Origin of the sequence: Streptomyces sp. NBC_00536 (genome assembly GCF_036346295.1) — a bacterium.
Taxonomy (GTDB): Bacteria; Actinomycetota; Actinomycetes; order Streptomycetales; family Streptomycetaceae; genus Streptomyces.
On sequence record NZ_CP107819.1, the window covers coordinates 392,165 to 410,483 of the forward strand.

Below are 18,319 nucleotides of genomic sequence, written 5' to 3' on the forward strand. Positions count from 1 at the left end.
CCATATTCCCTCAAGAGGGTTGTTTGAGGTAAGGTCCGTACCCATGGAGAATCCAGAACGCGAGCTGTACTCGGTCGGCGAGGTCGCCGAGCGGCTGGGGCTCCACGTGCGGACCGTCCGGAACTACGTCCGCGACGGACGGCTCAAAGCCGTCCGGATCGGCAAGCAGTACCGGATCAGCCACGAGGACTTCGAGGCGCTGACCCGGCGGCCGCTCACCGGCCGGGACCCGGCCCCGGCGGCGGCCGCCGCCCAGCGCGGCCATCTGGAGGTGTCGAGCATCGTGCAGCTCGACCCGATCGGCCCGGAGGCGGCGAGCCGGCTGAGCACCCTGGTCACGGCCGCCGTACAGGGCCCGCGGGACACGCCGCAGGCCCTGCGCGTCCAGACCGTCTACGACAAGGAGCGAGCCCGTATGAAGATCGTGGTCCTCGGCAGTGCCGTCGACACCGCCGACCTGCTCCATCTGATCGACGGCGCGCTCGGACCGGAGAACGGCCTGTTCCCGTCCGGCGCCCGGCAGGAGGCCCCCCGTGCCTGACGTCCTCGTGGAGCACCACGGCGTACCCGTCCTGGTCTGCGCCGCCGACGGCCCGCCGATCGCCACCGAGCAGGACGCCCTCGACCACCTGATCGGCGCGGCCTACCACCGGGCGGAGGCGATCGCGGTCCCGGCCGAGCGGTTCGACGACCGCTTCTTCGACCTCAGCAGCGGGATCGCCGGGGCGATCCTGCAGAAATGCGTGACCTACGGGATCCACCTGATCGTCGTCGGGGACATCTCGCACCACCTGCGGGCGAGCAAGGCCCTCCCGGACCTCGTCCGCGAGTCGAACCGGGGCCGCCACGCCTGGTTCGTGGACGACCTCGACGCGCTCGCGGCCCGGCTGGCGTAACCGGGTCCGGGGCGCGGGAACGGGCACGCCGGTGTATCCAGGAGCCATGGGTCATCGGCTGCGCCACCCGGTGAAGGGCCGGTTCCGGGAACCGCGCCTGGCGCTGCTGCCGGTGCCCTTCGCCCTGATCGCCCTGGTCACCACGGTCGACGTACTGGCGCCGCCGGGTGTCCATCTCGGCCCGTTCCTGGTCGCCGCGCCCGCGCTGACCGCGTCCTTCTCCGGGCCCCGGATGACCGGGTTCGTCGGCGCGGTGGCGGTGCTGGCCCAGGCCGTGGTGGCCGTCGTACGGACCAACCTCACCGACCTGAACCACACCATCCAGATCGTCGCGCTGGTGCTGATCTCGGTGTTCGTCACCCTCTTCGCCCATCTGCGCGAGGTCCACGAGCGGCAGCTGACCCAGCTGCGCTCGGTGGCCCAGGCCGCCCAGCAGGTCGTGCTGCGGCCGCTGCGCGAGCGGATGGGTCCGCTGCGCCTGGCGTCCGTGTACCTGGCCGCCGAGGCCGAGGCGCAGATCGGCGGGGACCTGTACGCCGCCACGCGCACCCCGGACAGCACCCGGCTGATCATCGGTGACGTCCGGGGCAAGGGGCTGGAGGCCGTGGGGGAAGCGGCCCTGGTCCTCGGCGCCTTCCGGGCCGCCGCGCACCAGGAGGCCGATCTGCCGGGGCTGGTCGCCCACCTGGAGGCCGCCGTCGTGGCGGACCCGGACGACCCGTACGAGGCGAACGGCGAGGTGGCCCCGTACGACGGGGGCGACGCCTCCGACTGGCACCGCGAGCAGTTCACCACCGCGGCCGTGCTCGACGTACCGGACCGGGACATGACCCTGCGCCTCGTCAGCTGCGGGCACCCGCCACCCCTGCTGCTGCGCGGCGGCCGGGTCCTCCCGCTGGAGGTGGACCACCCGGCGCCGCCGCTCGGCCTCACCGAGTTCGCGGACGGCGGCTTCGCCGCGCAGTCGTTCCCCTTCGAGCGCGGGGACGTCGTCCTCCTGTACACCGACGGGGTCATCGAGGCGCGGAACGCGGCGGGGGACTTCTACCCGCTGGCGGAGCGGGCCGCCGACTGGCCCGGCGACGGCCCGGAAGCCCTGTTGCGCCACCTGTGCGCGGACCTGCTCGCCCACTCCCCCGGCGGGCACTTGGGGGACGACGCGGCGATGGTGGCCATCGAGCGGATCGGCTGAGCTTCCCGGGGCCGCGGTGGAACTGCGGCCCCGGCCTGCCGGTCTGAGCGCGTACACGTGCCAGCTACCCTTGCCGCATGCCGACGCCGATGCCCATGCCGATCCCCAAGACCGTCCCCGTGAGTGTCGACGCGATGCTCGAAGACCTGCGGACACTCGTCGAGACCGAATCCCCGTCGCGGGATCTCGACGCCTTGAGCGCATCGGCCAAAGTCGTCGCCGCCGTCATCGAGAGCCGCCTCGGCGGGCAGGCCGTCCTGATCGAGACCGAGGCCGGACCGCACGTCCACTGGTCCGGCGGCGGCGATCCCAAGGTCCTGATCCTCGGTCACCACGACACGGTGTTCCCGCTCGGCACCCTGGAGCGCCGCCCGTTCACGGTCGCCGACGGGCACGCGACCGGCCCCGGGGTCTTCGACATGCTCGGCGGACTGGTCCAGGCCGTGCACGGCCTCGCGGCCCTCGACGACCGGTCGGGCGTCGAGATCCTGGTGACCGCCGACGAAGAGGTCGGCTCCCACTCCTCCCGGGCCCTCATCGAGGAACGCGCCCTCGCCTGCGGCGCCGTCCTCGTCTTCGAGGGCGCCGCCGACGGCGGGGCGCTCAAGACCGGCCGCAAGGGCTGCGGCACCTTCCAGGTGTCGATCGCGGGCCGGGCCTCGCACGCGGGCCTGGAGCCCGAGGCCGGGGTGAACGCCCTCATCGAAGCCTCGCACCAGGTGCTGGACATCGCGGCGCTCGGCCGGCCCGGCATCGGCACCACCGTCACCCCGACCGTCGCGTCCGCCGGAACCCTGGACAACGTCGTTCCGGCGGAGGCCACTCTGATCGTCGACGTCCGCGTCGAATCGGCCGACGAGAAGGAGCGCGTCGAGTCGGCGTTCGCGGCGCTGACCCCGCACCTGGACGAGGCGCGGATCGTGGTGCAGGGATCCGTCGGCCGCCCGCCGATGCCCGAGTCGGCGTCGGCGTCGCTCTTCGCGGTGGCGCGGCGGCTGCTGCCCCACTTGGAGGGCAAGGCGGTGGGCGGCGGCAGCGACGGCAACTTCACGGCCGCGCTCGGGGTGCCCACGCTCGACGGCCTGGGCGCCGTCGGCGGCGGCGCGCACGCCGACCACGAGTACCTGGTGGTCGACGCCATGACGGAGCGGGCGGACCTCGTCACCGGACTGGTGCGGGCGATCCGGGGCGAGTGACAGGGCGGAGTGACGGGGCGTCCACCTGCCGGAATGCGGTGGACAGCGCTCCCCTGCCGGACAGAATGGGGATCATGACCCGAACAGACCCCAAGGCAGACCTCCTTGTCTACCTCCAGGACGCCCGCGAAGTCCTGTTGTGGAAGCTCGAAGGGCTGTCGGAATACGACGTGCGCCGCCCCATGACACCGTCCGGTACGAACCTGCTGGGTCTGGTCAAACACACGGCGGGCGCCGAAGCCCTGTACTTCGGCGAGACCTTCGGGCGGCCCTTCGACGGACCGCCGCTGTGGATCACGGGCAGCGCCGAGGCGAACGCGGACCTGTGGGCGACCGCCGACGAGACGCGCGAGCACATCGTGGGGCTGTACCGGCAGGTCTGGGCACATTCGGACAAGACGATCGAGTCACTGGACCTCGACGCGGTCGGCCGGATCCCCTGGGGCGACCGGAGCGAGGTGACGCTCCATTCGAGCCTCGTTCACATGATCGCGGAGACCGACCGGCACGCCGGACACGCCGATGTCATCCGGGAACTCATCGACGGGACCGCCGGGTTGCGGCCCGGGAGCGAGGCCATGGCCCCGGGCGACGCCGCCTGGTGGGCGGACCACCGGGACCGCCTGGAACGCGTCGCCCGCGCGGCCGGGAACCTTCCGGTCAGCCCGTAACCCCACGGCCGCCGCGTCGTTGAACCCGGCAGGTCAAGCGAAGTGTACGAAGTCCCGGCCCCCAGGGTCCGGGACTTCGTGCTGTCCCCGCGACCATCGGGCTAGGGGACACCCCCTAGCCGAGGATCTTGCGCTCGTAGGCCACCGCGACCGCCTCCGCGCGGTCCTTGGCACTCAACTTGCCGTAGATGTGCGTCAGATGGGTCTTCACCGTGGCCTCGCTGATGAACAGGGCCCGGGCGATCTCCCGGTTGGAGGTGCCCTTGGCCACGAGTTCGATGACCTCCCGCTCGCGGGCGGAGAGCGGTTCACCGGCCGGGGCGGCCGGTCTGCGCACCGCCGTGACCAGGCGGGAGGCGACCGCCGGGGACAGGACGGTGCGGCCCTCGGCGGCGGCCCGTACCGCGGTGAACAGCTCCTCGCGCGGGGCGTCCTTGAGGAGGTAGCCGGTGGCCCCGGCCTCGATCGCGGGGAGGGTGTCCGTATCGGTGTCGTAGGTCGTCAGGACGAGCACCTTGGAGCGCAGTCCGCGGCGGGTGAGTTCCGCGATGGCGGCCACTCCCCCGCCGCCGGGCATGCGCAGGTCCATCAGGACGACGTCGGGGTCGAGCCGCTCGGCCAGGGCGACTCCCTCGACGCCGTCGGCGGCCTCGGCGAGGACTTCGAAACCGTCGGCGGCGGCGAACATCCCGCGCAGGCCGTCCCGGACCACGGGGTGGTCGTCGCAGATCAGCAGCGTGATGGCGCGGGCGGCGGACGGAGTGGTGGTGGTCGTGGTGGTGGTGTCATCGGTCATGGGGGACCAACGGTACGCGGGCGGACACGGCCGTGCCGTGACCGGGTTCCGATTCGACGGTCACACTGCCCGCGATGCGCTCCGTACGGGCGCGCATCCCGTCGAGGCCGAAGCCCGCGGTGGCGGTGCGGGGCGGGAGGCCGACGGGGTCGAAGCCCCGGCCGTCGTCGCGGACGTCCAGGGACACCTCGTCCCCCATGAAGGAGAGGGTGACGCCGACCCGTGAAGCGCCGGCGTGACGGCCCGCGTTGGAGAGGGCCTCCTGGGCGACGCGGAGCAAAGTGGCCTCTATCTCGGTGTGGAGCTGACGGAGCGTGCCGGTGACGGTGAAGTCGGCGCGGACTCCGTGCCGGGCACCCCACTCCTCGACGGTCCGCTTCAACGCGTCGGGGAGCAGGTCGTGTTCGAGGTCGAGCGGGCTCAGGTTCTGCACGGAGCGGCGGGCCTCGCCGAGGCTGTGGCGGGCCAGGTCCTGTGCGCGGAGCAGGTGTTCGCGTACGAGGCCGGGGTCCTCGCTGACGGCGACCACCTGGAGCTGGGCGATGATTCCGGCCAGCCCCTGGGCGATGGTGTCGTGGATCTCGGCGGCGAGCCGGCGGCGCTCGTCGGCGACGCCGGCCTCCCGGGCCTGGAGCAGGAGTTGGGCGTGCAGGGCGGCGTTCTCGTCGAGGGCCTGGCGCAGGCGGGCATTGGCGGACTCCAGTTCGCCGATGGTCTCGGCCTGGACGCGGGCCTGTTCCTCCTCCTGCGCGGCGAAGTGGCCGAACACGCTGAGCAGCAGGAGGTTGACGACGAGCACCGCGCCGAGGACGACCCATCCCACCGGCCCCTTGGGGGGCAGGCCGCCCGACTGGGAGCCGGACATGATGACCGCGCTGGCGAAGAGGCCCGCCTTCAACCAGCGGCGGGGCAGCAGCCGTTCGGCGCCGAAGTATCCGATGGCGGCGTAGAAGGCGAAGAACGGGTTGAGCCAGGTGAGCGCGAAGGCGACGGCCCAGCGCAGGAAGTAGTAGACGGCTCCCGCGGCGGACGGTCCGCGGTGGCGCTCGCGGATCCGGTCCCAGCCGAGCTGGAGCATGACGCCGACGGCGACGAGGACGACGGCGGCCCGGCGGCCGGTGGCGCTCATCAGGAGGTCCGCGGTGGCCGCCGAGACGAGCGACCCGATGACCAGCAGGGCGCCGGGTCCCCAGCGGTGGAACAGGTCCCACCGCGCGTCCAGTGGTGTGCGCCGCGTCGTGTCCGCCCCGTCGTTCATGGCCCCAGTCTCGTACACGCCGCGCCGCCCCCCGGAACCCGCACGCCTCACTGCCAGCGGAACCAGCGGGTGGCGCCCGCCGAGAGCAGTACGGTCCACACCGCGAGGACGCCGAGGTGCGTCCAGCCGGGCCAGTGGCCCGCCGCGGCTTCGCCCAGGGCCTGGGCGGCGGCGCCGAAGGGGGTCACCTCGACGATGCGGGCCAGGGCCGTCGGCATGGCCTGGACCGGCAGCCACACCCCGGCGCTGAACATCATCGGGAAGAAGACGGCGGAGCCGACCGCCTGGGCGATCTTCTGGGTCCGGGAGACGGCCGCGACCAGGGCGCCGAGCGCGAGGGCGGCCAGGATCGCGAGCACCAACGCGAGGGCGTAGCCCACGAGTTGCCCGGGCAGGGCGACGCCGAAGGCGACCCGGCCGACCGTGAGGGAGAGCAGCGCGGAGAGCAGGGCGGCCGCGCCGTGCAGCCCCATCTGCGCCCCGAGCAGGGCGGACGGGCGGACGGGGGTGGTCGACATCCGGCGCAGGATCCCGCGTTCGCGGTAGCCGGTGATGACCGGCGGCATCGCCTGCAGCCCCGCCAGGATCATGGCGAGCAGGACGGACACGGGGACGTACGCGTCGATGAAGCGGATGCCGCCGAGGTTCGGGTCGGGTGCGCGAAAGGCGGGGATCGAGCCGAGGATCCCGAGGAGGACGCTCGGGAAACCGATGATCCAGAAGAGTGCGGCGGGCTCCCGCCGGAAGAGGATCGTCTCGGTCCGCAGCACGGCGAGGGCGGCCCCGCGGGACGTACGGGCGGCACGAGGTGTGCGGGCGGCACGAGAGGTACCAGGGGTACGAGGGGCGCGGGGCGGGGTCAGTGCGCTGGTGCCGGTCATGCCGAGGCCTCCGTGAGGTCGAGGAACGCGTCGTCGAGGGTGGCCTCGGACACGCGGAGCTGGTGGGCGGTGATGTGGTTCCGGGCGAGGAGGGTGATCACCGCGTTGACGGTGTCGTCGGTGCCGTGGAGGGTGAACCGGCCGTGCCGCTCGGTCACGGCGGCGGCCTCGGGCAGCGCGGCGAGGGCGGCGCGCACCGGGTCGGCGAGCGGAACCGAGGGCGTGAAGGAGATGACGGTCGAACCGGCCGCCCGGCGGATCAGCCCTGACGGGGTGTCGAGCGCGGCGATCCGCCCCTTGTCGATGACCGCGATCCGGTCGCAGAGGCGCTGCGCCTCCTCCATGAAGTGGGTGACGAGGAGGACCGTGACCCCGCCACGGCGAATGTCCTCGATCAGCTCCCAGGTGTCGCGGCGGGCCCGCGGGTCGAGGCCGGTGGTGAGTTCGTCGAGGACGACGACCCGCGGGTTGCCGATGAGCGCGAGCGCGATGAACAGCCGCTGCTTCTGGCCGCCGGAGAGGGCGCCGAAGCGAGTGGTGAGCCTGCCGGTGAGGCCGAGGCGCTCCGCGAGCGGCCGCCAGTCGGCGGGGGCCGGGTAGCAGGCGGCGTACAGGGCGAGCGCCTCGCGCACCGTGAGTTTGGCGGGGAGTTCGCTCTCCTGGAGCTGCGCGCCGAGGATGCGGGTCACCTCGTCGTGGTCGGCCACCGGGTCGAATCCGGCGACCCTGACCGTCCCGGAGTCGGGGATCCGGAGCCCTTCGACGCACTCGACGGTGGTCGTCTTGCCGGCGCCGTTGGGGCCGAGGATGCCGAAGATCTCCCCTTCCTCGACCGTGAAGCTGACGCCGTCGACGGCGGGCTCGCGGCCGGGCCCGGCTCCCTGGCCGTAGGTCTTGCGCACCTCGTTGACTTCGATGATTGCCATGCGTCGAGGATCGCGGCGGGCGGGGCTCCGTCACATCGCCCATCGCGCTCGACGCCGCATCAACCGATCGGTTGACCGGGCGGTACGACCCGCGCCGCGCTGCGGTGTCCTGCCCGCCGGTCGGCGGGCAGGACGGCGCCTTCACGGCGCCTTCATGACGCCTCTATGCCGGGGCGTCGGCCGGGGCCGCGGCGGCGCAGTCCGCGTGGCCCCAGCGCGCGCCGAGCTTGGCGATCATGTCACCGGCCGCATAGGGCTTGCCGCACGGGCAGCTGCCGGGGAACTTCGCCTTGATGGCGCGCGAGGCCCGGCCCGGCGCCGCCGTGGCGGCCGCCGTCCGCTTCGCCGGGGCGGCGGACTTCGACCGCGCCGGGGCGCTGCGGGCCGGGGCCGGGACCGGGATGGTCTCGCTCCCGAGGGCCGTCCCCGCGGCCTGCTGCGTCACGGCGGCGTCGCTCGCGGCCTGGTCGGCGATCGCGTTGAGGTGGTCACCGTCCTCGCGGTGGGCCGGGACGTAGCGGAACTCCACGTCCCGGTCCGTCAGCAGCTCGTCGATGCTCTCGACCAGTTCACGGTTGGCCACCGGCTTTCCGGCCGCCGTCTTCCAGCCGTTGCGCTTCCAGGCCGGCAGCCACTGCGTCACGGCCTTCATGGCGTACTGGGAGTCCATCCGTACCTCGATGGACGTCCCCGGCAGCACGGCCTCCAGGAGCCGCTGAAGGGCGGTGAGTTCACCCACGTTGTTGGTGGCGCGGCCGAGCGCGCCGGACTCCCAGCGCTCCGGGCGGCCCGCGGAATCCGCGATGACCCAGGCCCACCCGGCAGGCCCGGGATTCCCCTTCGCCGCCCCGTCGCAGGCGGCAATGATGCGATCAGACATCCCCCGATCATGCCCCACCCGCCCCGGGATCCGGGCATCGGCGAACGGCGGACCGCGTGCGGCGGGGGCCCCGAAGCGTCACCGGGGGTGGCACTACTGCCACCACGGATCCTGGTGACAGCGGTATCGAAGCGGGGGCGGCCCGCGGGCGAGGATCGGAGCGACCCACAAACGCCCGACGGGGAGAGACCAGATGCACGTGTTCAGGAACAGGACGAGGACGAGGAAGCCCGCGCGCCGGGCCGCGGCGGCCGTCGTGTGCGGGCTGCTCGCCGCGGCCGCGCTGCCCGCCACCGCCGCCTCGGCGAGCCCGGCCGGCGCGGCCACCGCCGCGTCCGGATCCCGCGTCACGGCGCCGCCCGTACCGGAGCGCTACCGCACCCAGCGGCTCGACTGGCACCCCTGTGCCTCGGGCCCGCTGGAGTGCGCCTCGATGGCCGTGCCCCGGGACTGGTACCACCCGGACGCCGGGCCGGACCTGCGCGTCGAGGTGTCCCGGCACCTCGCGACGGACCCCGCGGCGCGGCGCGGGGTCCTGATGACGGCGGCGGGCGGACCGGGCGCTTCGGGGCTCGGGCGCGCGGCGACCCTCGCCGGGTACGGGCCGAAGCTGGCGGCGGCCTACGACATCGTCAGCTTCGACCAGCGGGGCGTGGGCGCCAGTACCCAGGTGGTCTGTTCCGACCAGGACAAGGTGGACGCGCTCTTCTCCAGCGGCGACCTGCGCGACCGGTCCCCGCGGGCCCTCGCCCGTACCGTCGAGCGCGCCCGTGACTTCGTACGGGACTGCGAGCGCAATTCCGGCGGGCTGCTGCCGTACATCACCACCGATCAGGCCGCGCACGACATGGACCTGTACCGGGGGCTGCTGGGCGCGGACCGGATCTCCTACTTCGGGGCCTCGTACGCGACCGTGCTCGGGGCGTACTACGCCACCGAGTTCCCCGGCCGGGTGGAGCGGGTCGTCCTCGACAGCAACGTCGACTTCACCGCCACCTGGCAGTCGTTCCAGCTGGGCCAGCCGATGAGCTTCCAGCGCCGCTACGAGCAGGACTTCCTGCCGTGGCTGGCGGCGAACGACGCCACCTACCACCAGGGGAACACGCCCGCCGCGGCGCAGGCCTCCTACGAGCGGCTGCGGGCCGCGCTGCGCGAGCACCCGCTCGACATCGAGGGGACGGTGATCACGCCCAACCACCTCGACGTGGCCGCGAGCGACTCCATGTACAACGCGGAACGCTTCGCGTCCTTCGCCACCCTCCTCGGGGTCCTCGAACACCCGGAGCAGGCGCCCGCGCCGGTGCGGACCGCGGTGGCCGCCCGGCTCAAGCACCCGATGGGCGCCGCATTCGTCGCCGACTACTTCGCCGTGACCTGCGCGGACACCCCGTGGAACCGCAGCGGAAGGTTCTGGCTGGAGCAGAGCGGCGCGGCGACCCGCGACGATCCGCTCGTCGGGGCCCGCGTGCTGACCTTCAGCTCGATCTGCGCGAACTGGCCGCGGACCGCGACCGCGACGCCGCCGGTCAAGGTCACCGGCGCGGGGCTGCCGCCCGTGCTGATGCTCAACTCGACGAACGACCCGGCGACGTACTACGAGGCGGCCGTACGTGCGCACCGCGGGCTGGCCGGTTCGCGGCTGCTGACGGTCGACGGCGGTGACCACGGCCAGTACCAGAACCACAACGCGTGCGTCGACGGGCACGTCGAGGCGTACCTGCTGGACGGCGCCCTGCCCGCCGAGGGCACCCACTGCCCGGGCGGCCCGCTTCCCGTCCCCGCGCCTACGCCCGCGCCCGCGCAGCGCGGCTGAAACCGCGCGGCCGGGGCCGCGCGCGTCAGGCGGTACCGGCCAGCAGCCGGACCGCCTGTTCGCGCATCTCGATCTTGCGGATCTTCCCGGTGACGGTCATCGGGAACTCCTCCACCACATGGACGTAGCGCGGGATCTTGAAATGGGCGAGCCGGCCCGCGCAGTACGCCCGCACGGCGTCCGCGGTCAGCGGCTCGGCCCCCTCCCGCATCCGGACCCAGGCCATCAGCTCCTCCCCGTACTTCGCGTCGGGTACGCCGATGACCTGGACGTCCAGGACGTCCGGGTGGGCGTGCAGGAACTCCTCGATCTCCCGCGGGTAGACGTTCTCCCCGCCCCGGATCACCATGTCCTTGATCCGACCGGTGATGCTCAGGTAGCCCTCGTCGTCCATGACGGCGAGGTCGCCGGTGTGCATCCAGCGGGCCGCGTCGATGGCCTCGGCCGTCCGCCCGGGCTCGGCCCAGTAGCCGAGCATGACCGAATAACCGCGGGTGCACAGTTCGCCCGGCTCGCCGCGGGGCAGGGTGCGGCCGGAGTGCGGGTCGACCACCTTGACCTCCAGGTGCGGCCCCACCCGGCCCACAGTCGACACCCGGCGCTCCACCGAGTCGTCGGCGCGGGTCTGGGTGGAGACCGGCGAGGTCTCGGTCATGCCGTAGCAGATGGACACCTCGGCCATCCCCATGCGTTCGATGACCTCCCGCATCACCTCCACCGGGCACGGCGAGCCGGCCATGATGCCGGTGCGCAGGCTGGAGAGGTCGTAGGTGGCGAAGGCGGGGTCGGCCAGTTCGGCGATGAACATCGTGGGGACGCCGTAGAGCGAGGTGCACGCTTCCGCCTGGACGGCGGCCAGGGTGGCGCCCGGGTCGAAGGAGGGGGCGGGGATCACCATCGCCGCGCCGTGGCTGGTGCAGGCGAGGTTTCCCATCACCATGCCGAAGCAGTGGTAGAAGGGGACCGGGATGCAGACCCGGTCCTGCTCGGTGTAGTGGCACAACTCCCCGACGAAGAAACCGTTGTTGAGGATGTTGTGGTGCGAGAGGGTCGCGCCCTTGGGGAAGCCGGTGGTGCCCGAGGTGTACTGGATGTTGATGGGGTCGTCCGGGCTCAGCGAGGCCTGGGCGCGGGCCAGTTCGGCGGGATCGCCCGCGCGTCCGCGCTCCAGCAGGGAGGACCACAGGGGTCCGTCCAGCAGGACCACGAACTCCAGGCCGGGACAGCGCGGCCGGACCTCTTCGATCATGCCCGCGTAGTCGGAGGTCTTGAACCGCTCGGCCGCGGCCAGCAGCCGGATCCCCGACTGCCGCAGCACGTACTCCAACTCGTGCGAGCGGTAGGCCGGGTTGACCGTGACGAGGACCGCGCCGATCTTCGCCGTGGCGTACTGCACCAGGGTCCACTCGGCCCGGTTGGGGGCCCAGATGCCGACCCGGTCGCCCTTGGTGATGCCGAGGTCCAGCAGGCCGAGGGCCAGGGCGTCGACGTCGGCGGCGAGTTCCGCGTACGTCCAGCGGCGCCCGGTGGCCATGTCGACGAGGGCGTCGCGGTCCGGGAACCTGCGCACCGTACGGTCGAGGTTCTCCCCGATCGTGTCGCCCAGCAGGGGTGTTTCGCAGTCTCCGGACGAATGGCTCGACGTGACGGACACACGTACCTCCAGGCGGGGCGGCGGGCGCGGGCCCCGGCGGGCCGGCGTGCCCTCATGATCCCCGCCGCCCGCGCGGGCGTCCACCGCCGCGCGGGCGGCCGGACCGCGGGGCGGCCGGACCGCCGGACCGCGGGGCCGCGGTAACCCGTTGTCCCGTACACCGGTCCACTGCTAACCTCACCGGCATGTCTCTCCTCTGTGCGTAGGACCCGCTGCCGACCGCCCGCCCCGGGCGGTCCTCCGGCGTCCCCGCATGTCCGCGGCGCCCACGCGCGCGCCGCCCTCCAGAGGAAATCGATCCGTCATGTTCTCGTCCTATCGCGCTGTCCTGCGCGCTCCGTACGCCTGCCGTACCTTCGGCTCCGCCCTGCTCGGGCGGCTGTCGAACGGAACGGTCTGCCTCTCCCTGCTGCTCGCCGCCAAGGACACCACCGGGTCGTACCGGGTGGCGGGGGCCGTCACGGCCCTCTTCGGTCTGTCGAGCGTCCTGCTCTCCCCCGCCCGCGCCCGGCTGGTCGACCGCTGGGGTCCGCGCCGGGCCCTGGTCCCGCTGGCGGCCGCGTACGCGCTCCTGCTGGCGGCGCTGGCCTGGCTGACCTGGCGCCCCGGCGCCTCCGGGTCCGCCATCGCGGCCCTGGCCCTGGCCGCCGGGTGCTGCATTCCGCCGCTCGGGCCGGTGATGCGTTCGCTGTGGAGCACGATGCTCCCCGACCGGCTGATGCTGCAACGCGCGTACAGCCTGGACGGTGTCGCCGAGGAACTGCTCTTCGTCAGCGGCCCGTTGATCGTGGGCCTGCTGGTGCGCGCCGCCGTTCCGGCCGCGGGCATCGCGGCCAGTGCGGCGCTGGTCCTGGTGGGCACCCTCGCGTTCGTCTCCTCGCCCGTCGCGCGGACCGTGCGCGGATCCTCCGGCCCGCGGCCGGCCGGCGGGCCCTCCGACGGTCTCTCCGATGGTCCCTCCGAGGCGCCCACCGGCGGACCGGCCGCCGGGCGGGGCGGGTCGTGGTCCTCGGGGCTGGGCGGTGTGGTCGTGGTCGCGGCGGGCGTGGGGGCCGGGCTCGGGGGCCTGGACCTGCTCGTGGTGGCCTTCGCCGATCAGCTCCACCAGTCGGGGGCGGTGTCCTGGGTGCTGGCCGCGATGTCCACGGGCAGCGCGCTCGGGGGGCTGGCGTACGGCGCGGTGGCCTGGCGGCTGTCCGGGCGGCGGCGCCTGACGCTGATCTCCGTGGGGCTGGCGGTCACCCTGGCCGCGGCGGGCCTGTCGCCGAACGCGTGGGCGCTGATCCCGCTGGCGGCCCTCGCGGGCGTGTTCATCGCCCCCGCCATCACCACCGCCTACCTGATCGCGGACGAGTCGGCCGCTCCGGCGCACCGGGTCCGGGCGGGTGCCTGGGTCAATACGGCGCTCAACGCGGGCACGGCGGTCGGCAGCGCCGCCATCGGGCTGCTGGTGGGGCGGGTCCCGGTGGCGGGGTGCTTCGCGCTGATGGCCACCGTGGTGCTGCTGTCGGCGGTCGCGGCCCGGGCCCGGACCCTGGTCGCGGGGCGGCGTCGGCCGCACCCCGTCAGCGGCGCGGCGGCGCCCGGGCCGGGCGCGAAAACTGAGGTGGCACGGGCCTGACCCCTTTGGCAGGATGCCGTGATGATCTCCCATGAGCCGGTCCCTCCGGTGGTTCCCGAGGGCCGGATGGCCCGCACCGAACAGCCCGTGCTCGACCTGCCGGACGGCATGCGGCTGCGCCCGTGGCGGCCGGACGACGCGCACGCGCTGGTCGCCGCCGGGCTCGATCCGTCGATCCGGCTGTGGAACCTGATCCAGGCCTGGACCGAGGACGAGGCCCGCGGCCGGATCGATCGGATGCGGGAGCGCTGGCAGGCCGAGTCGGGCGCGCTGTGGGCGATCGCCCGCCCCGGTGACGACGCGGCCGTCGGCCTCGTCGGGTGGAACGGCATCGACCTCGCGGCCGGCACCGCCGAGATCCTGTACTGGATCCTGCCCGCTGCCCGCGGGGGCGGTGTCGCCGTCGCCGCGGCGCGCCGCGCCTGCCACTGGGCCTTCGAGGAACTCGGCCTGCACCGGCTTCAGTTGCTGCACGCGGTGGACAACCCGGCGTCCTGCCGGGTGGCGGACAAGGCCGGGTTCACCCTCGAAGGCACGATGCGCAGCGCGGTCCTCCACGCGGACGGGTGGCACGACATGCACCTGCACGCGATGATCAAGGGCGATATCTGAGATGCACCTCCCCACCTCGCCCGCCTCATCCGACTCGTCCGCCTCATCCAACTCGTCCGCCTCGCCCGCCTCGTCCGCCCTGCTCCGGAACAAGCGCTTCCGGACGCTGCTGCTCGCGAGCCTCATCTCGGCGAGCGGGTCGGCGATGGCGCCGGTCGCCCTGGCCTTCACGGTGCTCGGCTTCGACAGCCGTCCCGGCTCGCTGGCCATCGTCCTGGCGGGCAGCGCCGTTCCCCAGCTGCTCCTGCTGCTCGTCGGCGGGGTCGCCGCGGACCGCTTCTCCCGGCGGCGGCTGATCGTGTTCGGCAATGTGGTCCCGGCCCTCACCCAGGGCACGGTCGCGCTGCTCGTCTTCTGGGGAGCGGCGACCACCACCCGCGTCGCGGTGTTCGCCGCCGTCGCGAGCGGGGCGTCCGCCCTGGCCTCGCCCGCCATGAACAGTCTGCTGCCGCAGTTCGTCGAGGCGGATCGGCTCCAGGAGGCGAACGCGCTGCTCCGCCTCCCCACGAACCTCGTCCGCATCCTCGCACCCGCGCTCGGCGGTGTCCTCGTCGCGCTGGTCGGGCCGCAGCTCACCCTCGCCTGGGACGCGGCCAGTTTCGCCGTCGCCGCGCTCCTGTACGGCCGGCTCTCGATCGCCGGACCGGTCGCCGCGCGGGGTTCCGTACTCCGCGACTTCCGCACCGGCTGGGACGAGTTCCGCGGCCGCTTCTGGCTGTGGTCGTACACGCTGTCCGGCACCTTCGTGGTGGCCTGCTGGCTGGGCGGGTACGCGCTGCTCGGTCCGGTCATCGCCCACGACTCGGACCTCGGCGCGGCCGGGTGGGGCACCGTCCAGGGGTCCTTCGCGGTCGGGCTGGTCCTCGGCGGGGTGCTCTCGCTGCGCTGGAAACCGTCCCGCATCATGATCGCGTGCGTGGCCGCCAACCTGCCGCTGGCGCTGCCCCTGCTGGCGCTGGCCGCCGGCGCCCCGCTGTCCGTCCTCGCGGTGTCCGCGGCGCTGGCCGGGGTGGGGGTCGACATCGCGATCGTGTGCTGGAACACCGTGATGCAGCAGCAGCTTCCCTCCGAACTGCTGGGACGGCTGGGCTCGTTCAGCTCGATCGGTGAGCAGCTGGCCGTCCCGCTGGGCTACCTCCTCGTCGGGGCCGCCGCGACGTCCTGGGGAGCGGCGCCCGTCCTGTGGGCCGCGGCGGCGGCGATGACCCTGGCGACCGTGGTGCTCTTCGCCGCCCCGAGTCTGTGGGCGCTGCGCAGGACGCCCGCGGCGGAGCGGTCCGCGGCGCTCGGGGACGTACGGGAGGACGTGCGGGGGGAGTCCGCCGCGCCCTCGTGACGCGCTTCGGCGGGGCCCCGACAAGCCTTGCCCTCGCCCCCTGCGTGCGGTGCGGGGGGTGGGCGTGGGGCCCCCAGGTCGGGTGGGTACTCTGCGGTGCCCTCGAAGACCGGGGGCGATCGACCCCCCGCTCAGGAGGAACCCATGGCCGTCAAGAAGGCCACCATTCAGCAGCAGGTGGCGCAGGCCATCGCCGAGGTCAACCCGGCGGACCGCCCGGTCGTCACGATCCAGGCCATCGCGGGCCCCAGCGTGTGGCTCATGAGCATGCTCGGTCTGATCGGCCAGGCGTTCCTCACCTACTACTTCATCACGGTCACCGAGCAGGCCGTGGTGATACACAAGGCCAGCCGGATGAGCAACCGCCCCCAGGAGATCGCCTTCGCGATCCCGGCCCACGAGGCCGTCGGCATCGTCACCGGCATCGACCGCAACACCGTGTGGAGCTCGTTCCGCCTCCAGCTGCCCGGCCAGGCGAAGCCGACGCGGATGAACGTGCACCGGCTGTGGCGCGCCGAGATGGACCAGCTGCTGGGCCGGATGACCGGTCAGGTCGCCGCCTGACGGAGCCGTGGCCCGCGGCGCGCGTCACGCGTGGGCGGCGATCCGCGCCGCCGGGCGGGCCACGGCCAGGGCGGGGTAGTCGGTGTAACCGGTCTCCCCGCCCACATACATCAGGTACGGGGAGCGGACCTGGTTGAGCGGTGCCCCGGCGCGCAGCCGGTCGGTCAGGTCGGGATTGGCCAGGAACGCCCGGCCCAGGGCGATCAGATCGGCGCCCGCGGCCAGCAGCCGCTCGCTCTCCCGGAGGGTGTCCGGGGAGGTCAGGTCCTCGCTCCGGAACACGGGGTTCGCGATCAGGGTGCCCGGCCAGAGGGCGCGGATCCGGTGGTAGAGGGGCTGCGCCGGATCGGCGTGGACCAGGTGCAGGTAGGCGAGCGGGAGCGGTGCCAATGCCGTGACGAGCGCCGGGTAGAGGGTGTCGGTGTCCCCTTCTGTCATCCCGTTCACCGTGGTTCCGGGCGAGATCCGTACGCCGACGCGCTCGGAGCCGATCGCCTCGGCCACGGCGCGGACCACCTCCAGGGTGAAACGGATGCGGTGGGCCACCGGGCCGCCGTAGCCGTCGGTACGGCGGTTGGAGCCCGCGTCGAGGAACTGGTGGAGCAGGTGGCCGTTGGCCGCGTGGACCTCGACCCCGGCGAATCCCGCGTCGACCGCCTTGCGGGCCGCGGCCGCGAAGTCCGCCACCGTGGTGGCGATGTCCGCGGCGGTCATCTCGCACGGAACCACAGATTCCTGGCGCCCTGTCGGTGTGTGGATGGTCTCCGGCAGCGGGACCGGGGAGGGCGCGAGCGGGACCAGCCCGCTGGTGTCCGGGTGTCCGTTGCGGCCGCCGTGCTGGAGCTGGAGGAACATCACTCCGCCCGCCGCGCGGACGGCGTCGGAGACCCGGCGCCAGCCCGCGACGTGCGCCGCGGTGTGGATGGCGGTGATGTTCGGATACGTCTGGCCCACGGCGTTCGGGGTGGAGCCCTCGGCGATGATCAGTCCGGCGGAGGCGCGCTGTGCGTAGTAGGTCGCCATCATCGGCAGGGGAACCCCGTCGGCGTCGGCGCGGTTGCGGGTCAGGGGCGCCATCACCAGGCGGTTCGCCAGGTTCAGGGGGCCGAGCCGGGTGGCGGTGAACAGGTCGGGGAGGATGCCTCGCTGCGTCATGCACGTAAGGTAAGAGTTGACATCAATGTCAGGTTCAAGTCCTTCGGCTGAGCGGCGGGGTGGCGCGTGCGGATCGGTGAACTGGCCCGGCGGACCGGGGTGAGCGAGCGGTCGCTGCGGTACTACGAGGAGCAGGGGCTGCTGTCGGCGGAGCGGACGGCCGGCGGCCAGCGGCAGTATCCGGACGCCGCGGTCGACCGGGTGATCCGGGTACAGGAGCTGTTCGCGGCGGGGCTGCACAGTGCGAAGATCGCGCAGCTGCTGCCCTGCATGCGGGACACGGACGGCGGTCCGAGCGAGATCGCCACGCCCCGGCTGGTCGCCGACCTCACCACGGAGCGGGACCGGATCGACCGGATGATCACCGATCTGGTCCGGTCCCGCGGGGTGCTCGACGAGGCGATCGACGCGGCGTCCGAGCCGCCCTCACAGCACTAGGCCGCGTGGTCCAGCGAGCGGGGGCACTCGGCAGCGGCCTCGGCGGAGGCGAAGTCGGCGGCGGAGGTGTCGACGAACTCGGCCGCCGCGTCCCGCTGTTCGAGGCGGGCCAGCAGTTCCTTCAGCTCGCCGTTGCGGCCGGTCGCCATCATGTAGATCATCTTCAGGTCGCCGGAGAAGGCCGCTCCCGGGTCGGTGAAGCCGACCGGCAGGTTGCGCTCGAAGATGAAGTGGCCGCTCCAGGCGAAGGTGAAGAAGGCCGCGGGCACGGTCCACAGCAGCTTCGGCCGACGGCGCCGGACGATGGTCACGGCGGCCACCGCGGCGGCGGACATGCCCACGACGTGCATCCAGCGGCTCGCCTCGCTGGTGTGCCCGCGCATGTACTCCTCGAAGCGCTGGTCGAACTCCCTCATCGCGTAACTCCTCA

The 18,319-nt window shown here is 73.2% G+C and carries 19 protein-coding genes; 11 read left to right on the top strand and 8 right to left on the bottom strand.

From position 1 onward, the window contains the following. The first annotated feature begins 43 nt into the window (after nt 1-43). The 5 genes from OHS33_RS01750 to OHS33_RS01770 all read left to right on the top strand — a co-directional run bounded on the left by OHS33_RS01750 (nt 44) and on the right by OHS33_RS01770 (nt 3,955). Nucleotides 44-541 carry a helix-turn-helix domain-containing protein gene (locus tag OHS33_RS01750; protein WP_330328585.1) on the top strand — a complete coding sequence of 166 codons (498 nt, stop codon included), beginning with the start codon at nt 44-46 and terminating at the stop codon, nt 539-541. After that, complete coding sequence (locus tag OHS33_RS01755; RefSeq protein ID WP_330328586.1) at nt 534-896, top strand: DUF4180 domain-containing protein; 363 nt, start codon at nt 534-536, stop codon at nt 894-896. The genes OHS33_RS01750 and OHS33_RS01755 overlap by 8 nt, the downstream gene beginning before the upstream one ends. A 46-nt stretch (nt 897-942) precedes the next feature. After that, on the top strand, nt 943-2,088 hold the full coding sequence (locus OHS33_RS01760) for a PP2C family protein-serine/threonine phosphatase (RefSeq protein ID WP_330328587.1): 1,146 nt from the start codon (nt 943-945) through the stop codon (nt 2,086-2,088). A 77-nt stretch (nt 2,089-2,165) separates the two neighbouring features. After that, nucleotides 2,166-3,284 carry a M20 family metallopeptidase gene (locus OHS33_RS01765; RefSeq protein WP_443065182.1) on the top strand — a complete coding sequence of 373 codons (1,119 nt, stop codon included), beginning with the start codon at nt 2,166-2,168 and terminating at the stop codon, nt 3,282-3,284. A gap of 74 nt (nt 3,285-3,358) precedes the next feature. Further along, nucleotides 3,359-3,955 (top strand): DinB family protein, encoded by a 597-nt coding sequence (locus OHS33_RS01770; protein WP_330328588.1) that lies wholly within the window; start codon nt 3,359-3,361, stop codon nt 3,953-3,955. Nucleotides 3,956-4,070: 115 nt separating this feature from the next. Here the strand turns inward: OHS33_RS01770 and OHS33_RS01775 are convergent, their stop codons facing one another. The 5 genes from OHS33_RS01775 to OHS33_RS01795 form a co-directional block, all read right to left on the bottom strand. Then, on the bottom strand, nt 4,071-4,751 hold the full coding sequence (locus OHS33_RS01775) for a response regulator transcription factor (RefSeq protein WP_330328589.1): 681 nt from the start codon (nt 4,749-4,751) through the stop codon (nt 4,071-4,073). Continuing rightward, entirely contained in the window at nt 4,741-6,009 is a 1,269-nt protein-coding gene (locus tag OHS33_RS01780) for a sensor histidine kinase (RefSeq protein ID WP_330328590.1), read from the bottom strand. Before OHS33_RS01780 ends, OHS33_RS01775 begins: the two co-directional genes overlap by 11 nt. 47 nt (nt 6,010-6,056) lie before the next feature. Further along, nucleotides 6,057-6,890, bottom strand: coding sequence for an ABC transporter permease (locus OHS33_RS01785; RefSeq protein WP_330328591.1), 834 nt, complete (start codon nt 6,888-6,890; stop codon nt 6,057-6,059). Further along, a complete protein-coding gene (locus tag OHS33_RS01790) occupies nt 6,887-7,816 on the bottom strand; it encodes an ABC transporter ATP-binding protein (protein WP_330328592.1) in 930 nt (309 codons plus the stop codon). The genes OHS33_RS01785 and OHS33_RS01790 overlap by 4 nt, the downstream gene beginning before the upstream one ends. Before the next feature lie 163 nt (nt 7,817-7,979). After that, nucleotides 7,980-8,696 carry a ribonuclease H family protein gene (locus OHS33_RS01795; RefSeq protein WP_330328593.1) on the bottom strand — a complete coding sequence of 239 codons (717 nt, stop codon included), beginning with the start codon at nt 8,694-8,696 and terminating at the stop codon, nt 7,980-7,982. 193 nt (nt 8,697-8,889) lie between these two features. Between OHS33_RS01795 and OHS33_RS01800 the strand changes: the two genes are divergently transcribed. Then, nucleotides 8,890-10,509 carry an alpha/beta hydrolase gene (locus OHS33_RS01800; RefSeq protein ID WP_330328594.1) on the top strand — a complete coding sequence of 540 codons (1,620 nt, stop codon included), beginning with the start codon at nt 8,890-8,892 and terminating at the stop codon, nt 10,507-10,509. Nucleotides 10,510-10,534: 25 nt separating this feature from the next. Here the strand turns inward: OHS33_RS01800 and OHS33_RS01805 are convergent, their stop codons facing one another. Then, complete coding sequence (locus tag OHS33_RS01805; protein WP_330334862.1) at nt 10,535-12,175, bottom strand: AMP-binding protein; 1,641 nt, start codon at nt 12,173-12,175, stop codon at nt 10,535-10,537. Nucleotides 12,176-12,467: 292 nt separating this feature from the next. Here OHS33_RS01805 and OHS33_RS01810 point away from each other — a divergent pair, with 292 nt between their 5' ends. From OHS33_RS01810 to OHS33_RS01825, 4 genes are all read left to right on the top strand, one after another. Next, a complete protein-coding gene (locus tag OHS33_RS01810) occupies nt 12,468-13,784 on the top strand; it encodes an MFS transporter (protein ID WP_330328595.1) in 1,317 nt (438 codons plus the stop codon). A gap of 21 nt (nt 13,785-13,805) precedes the next feature. Beyond that, nucleotides 13,806-14,396, top strand: coding sequence for a GNAT family N-acetyltransferase (locus OHS33_RS01815; RefSeq protein WP_330328596.1), 591 nt, complete (start codon nt 13,806-13,808; stop codon nt 14,394-14,396). Nucleotide 14,397: 1 nt separating this feature from the next. Beyond that, the gene (locus OHS33_RS01820; RefSeq protein WP_330328597.1) at nt 14,398-15,732 is read left to right on the top strand and encodes an MFS transporter; all 1,335 of its coding nucleotides are present in this window, start codon (nt 14,398-14,400) and stop codon (nt 15,730-15,732) included. 144 nt (nt 15,733-15,876) lie between these two features. Further along, nucleotides 15,877-16,296, top strand: coding sequence for a hypothetical protein (locus OHS33_RS01825; protein WP_330328598.1), 420 nt, complete (start codon nt 15,877-15,879; stop codon nt 16,294-16,296). Nucleotides 16,297-16,320: 24 nt separating this feature from the next. Here the strand turns inward: OHS33_RS01825 and OHS33_RS01830 are convergent, their stop codons facing one another. Beyond that, nucleotides 16,321-17,451, bottom strand: a complete 1,131-nt coding sequence (locus OHS33_RS01830; protein ID WP_330328599.1) for an alkene reductase — start codon at nt 17,449-17,451, stop codon at nt 16,321-16,323. A 66-nt stretch (nt 17,452-17,517) separates the two neighbouring features. On the opposite strand from OHS33_RS01830, the gene OHS33_RS01835 reads away from it, so the two are divergent. After that, nucleotides 17,518-17,889 carry a MerR family transcriptional regulator gene (locus OHS33_RS01835; protein WP_330328600.1) on the top strand — a complete coding sequence of 124 codons (372 nt, stop codon included), beginning with the start codon at nt 17,518-17,520 and terminating at the stop codon, nt 17,887-17,889. Here the strand turns inward: OHS33_RS01835 and OHS33_RS01840 are convergent. Further along, on the bottom strand, nt 17,886-18,305 hold the full coding sequence (locus tag OHS33_RS01840; RefSeq protein ID WP_330328601.1) for a DUF962 domain-containing protein: 420 nt from the start codon (nt 18,303-18,305) through the stop codon (nt 17,886-17,888). The genes OHS33_RS01835 and OHS33_RS01840 overlap by 4 nt on opposite strands. Between the last annotated feature and the right edge of the window lie 14 nt (nt 18,306-18,319).

Coding starts and splice junctions, on each gene's coding strand:
- OHS33_RS01750 (WP_330328585.1), top strand. CDS start 44: ATGGAGAATCCAGAACGCGAGCTGTACTCGGTCGGCGAGGTCGCCGAG.
- OHS33_RS01760 (WP_330328587.1), top strand. CDS start 943: ATGGGTCATCGGCTGCGCCACCCGGTGAAGGGCCGGTTCCGGGAACCG.
- OHS33_RS01765 (WP_443065182.1), top strand. CDS start 2,166: ATGCCGACGCCGATGCCCATGCCGATCCCCAAGACCGTCCCCGTGAGT.
- OHS33_RS01770 (WP_330328588.1), top strand. CDS start 3,359: ATGACCCGAACAGACCCCAAGGCAGACCTCCTTGTCTACCTCCAGGAC.
- OHS33_RS01775 (WP_330328589.1), bottom strand. CDS start 4,751: ATGACCGATGACACCACCACCACGACCACCACCACTCCGTCCGCCGCC.
- OHS33_RS01780 (WP_330328590.1), bottom strand. CDS start 6,009: ATGAACGACGGGGCGGACACGACGCGGCGCACACCACTGGACGCGCGG.
- OHS33_RS01785 (WP_330328591.1), bottom strand. CDS start 6,890: ATGACCGGCACCAGCGCACTGACCCCGCCCCGCGCCCCTCGTACCCCT.
- OHS33_RS01790 (WP_330328592.1), bottom strand. CDS start 7,816: ATGGCAATCATCGAAGTCAACGAGGTGCGCAAGACCTACGGCCAGGGA.
- OHS33_RS01795 (WP_330328593.1), bottom strand. CDS start 8,696: ATGTCTGATCGCATCATTGCCGCCTGCGACGGGGCGGCGAAGGGGAAT.
- OHS33_RS01800 (WP_330328594.1), top strand. CDS start 8,890: ATGCACGTGTTCAGGAACAGGACGAGGACGAGGAAGCCCGCGCGCCGG.
- OHS33_RS01810 (WP_330328595.1), top strand. CDS start 12,468: ATGTTCTCGTCCTATCGCGCTGTCCTGCGCGCTCCGTACGCCTGCCGT.
- OHS33_RS01815 (WP_330328596.1), top strand. CDS start 13,806: ATGATCTCCCATGAGCCGGTCCCTCCGGTGGTTCCCGAGGGCCGGATG.
- OHS33_RS01820 (WP_330328597.1), top strand. CDS start 14,398: ATGCACCTCCCCACCTCGCCCGCCTCATCCGACTCGTCCGCCTCATCC.
- OHS33_RS01825 (WP_330328598.1), top strand. CDS start 15,877: ATGGCCGTCAAGAAGGCCACCATTCAGCAGCAGGTGGCGCAGGCCATC.
- OHS33_RS01830 (WP_330328599.1), bottom strand. CDS start 17,451: ATGACGCAGCGAGGCATCCTCCCCGACCTGTTCACCGCCACCCGGCTC.
- OHS33_RS01840 (WP_330328601.1), bottom strand. CDS start 18,305: ATGAGGGAGTTCGACCAGCGCTTCGAGGAGTACATGCGCGGGCACACC.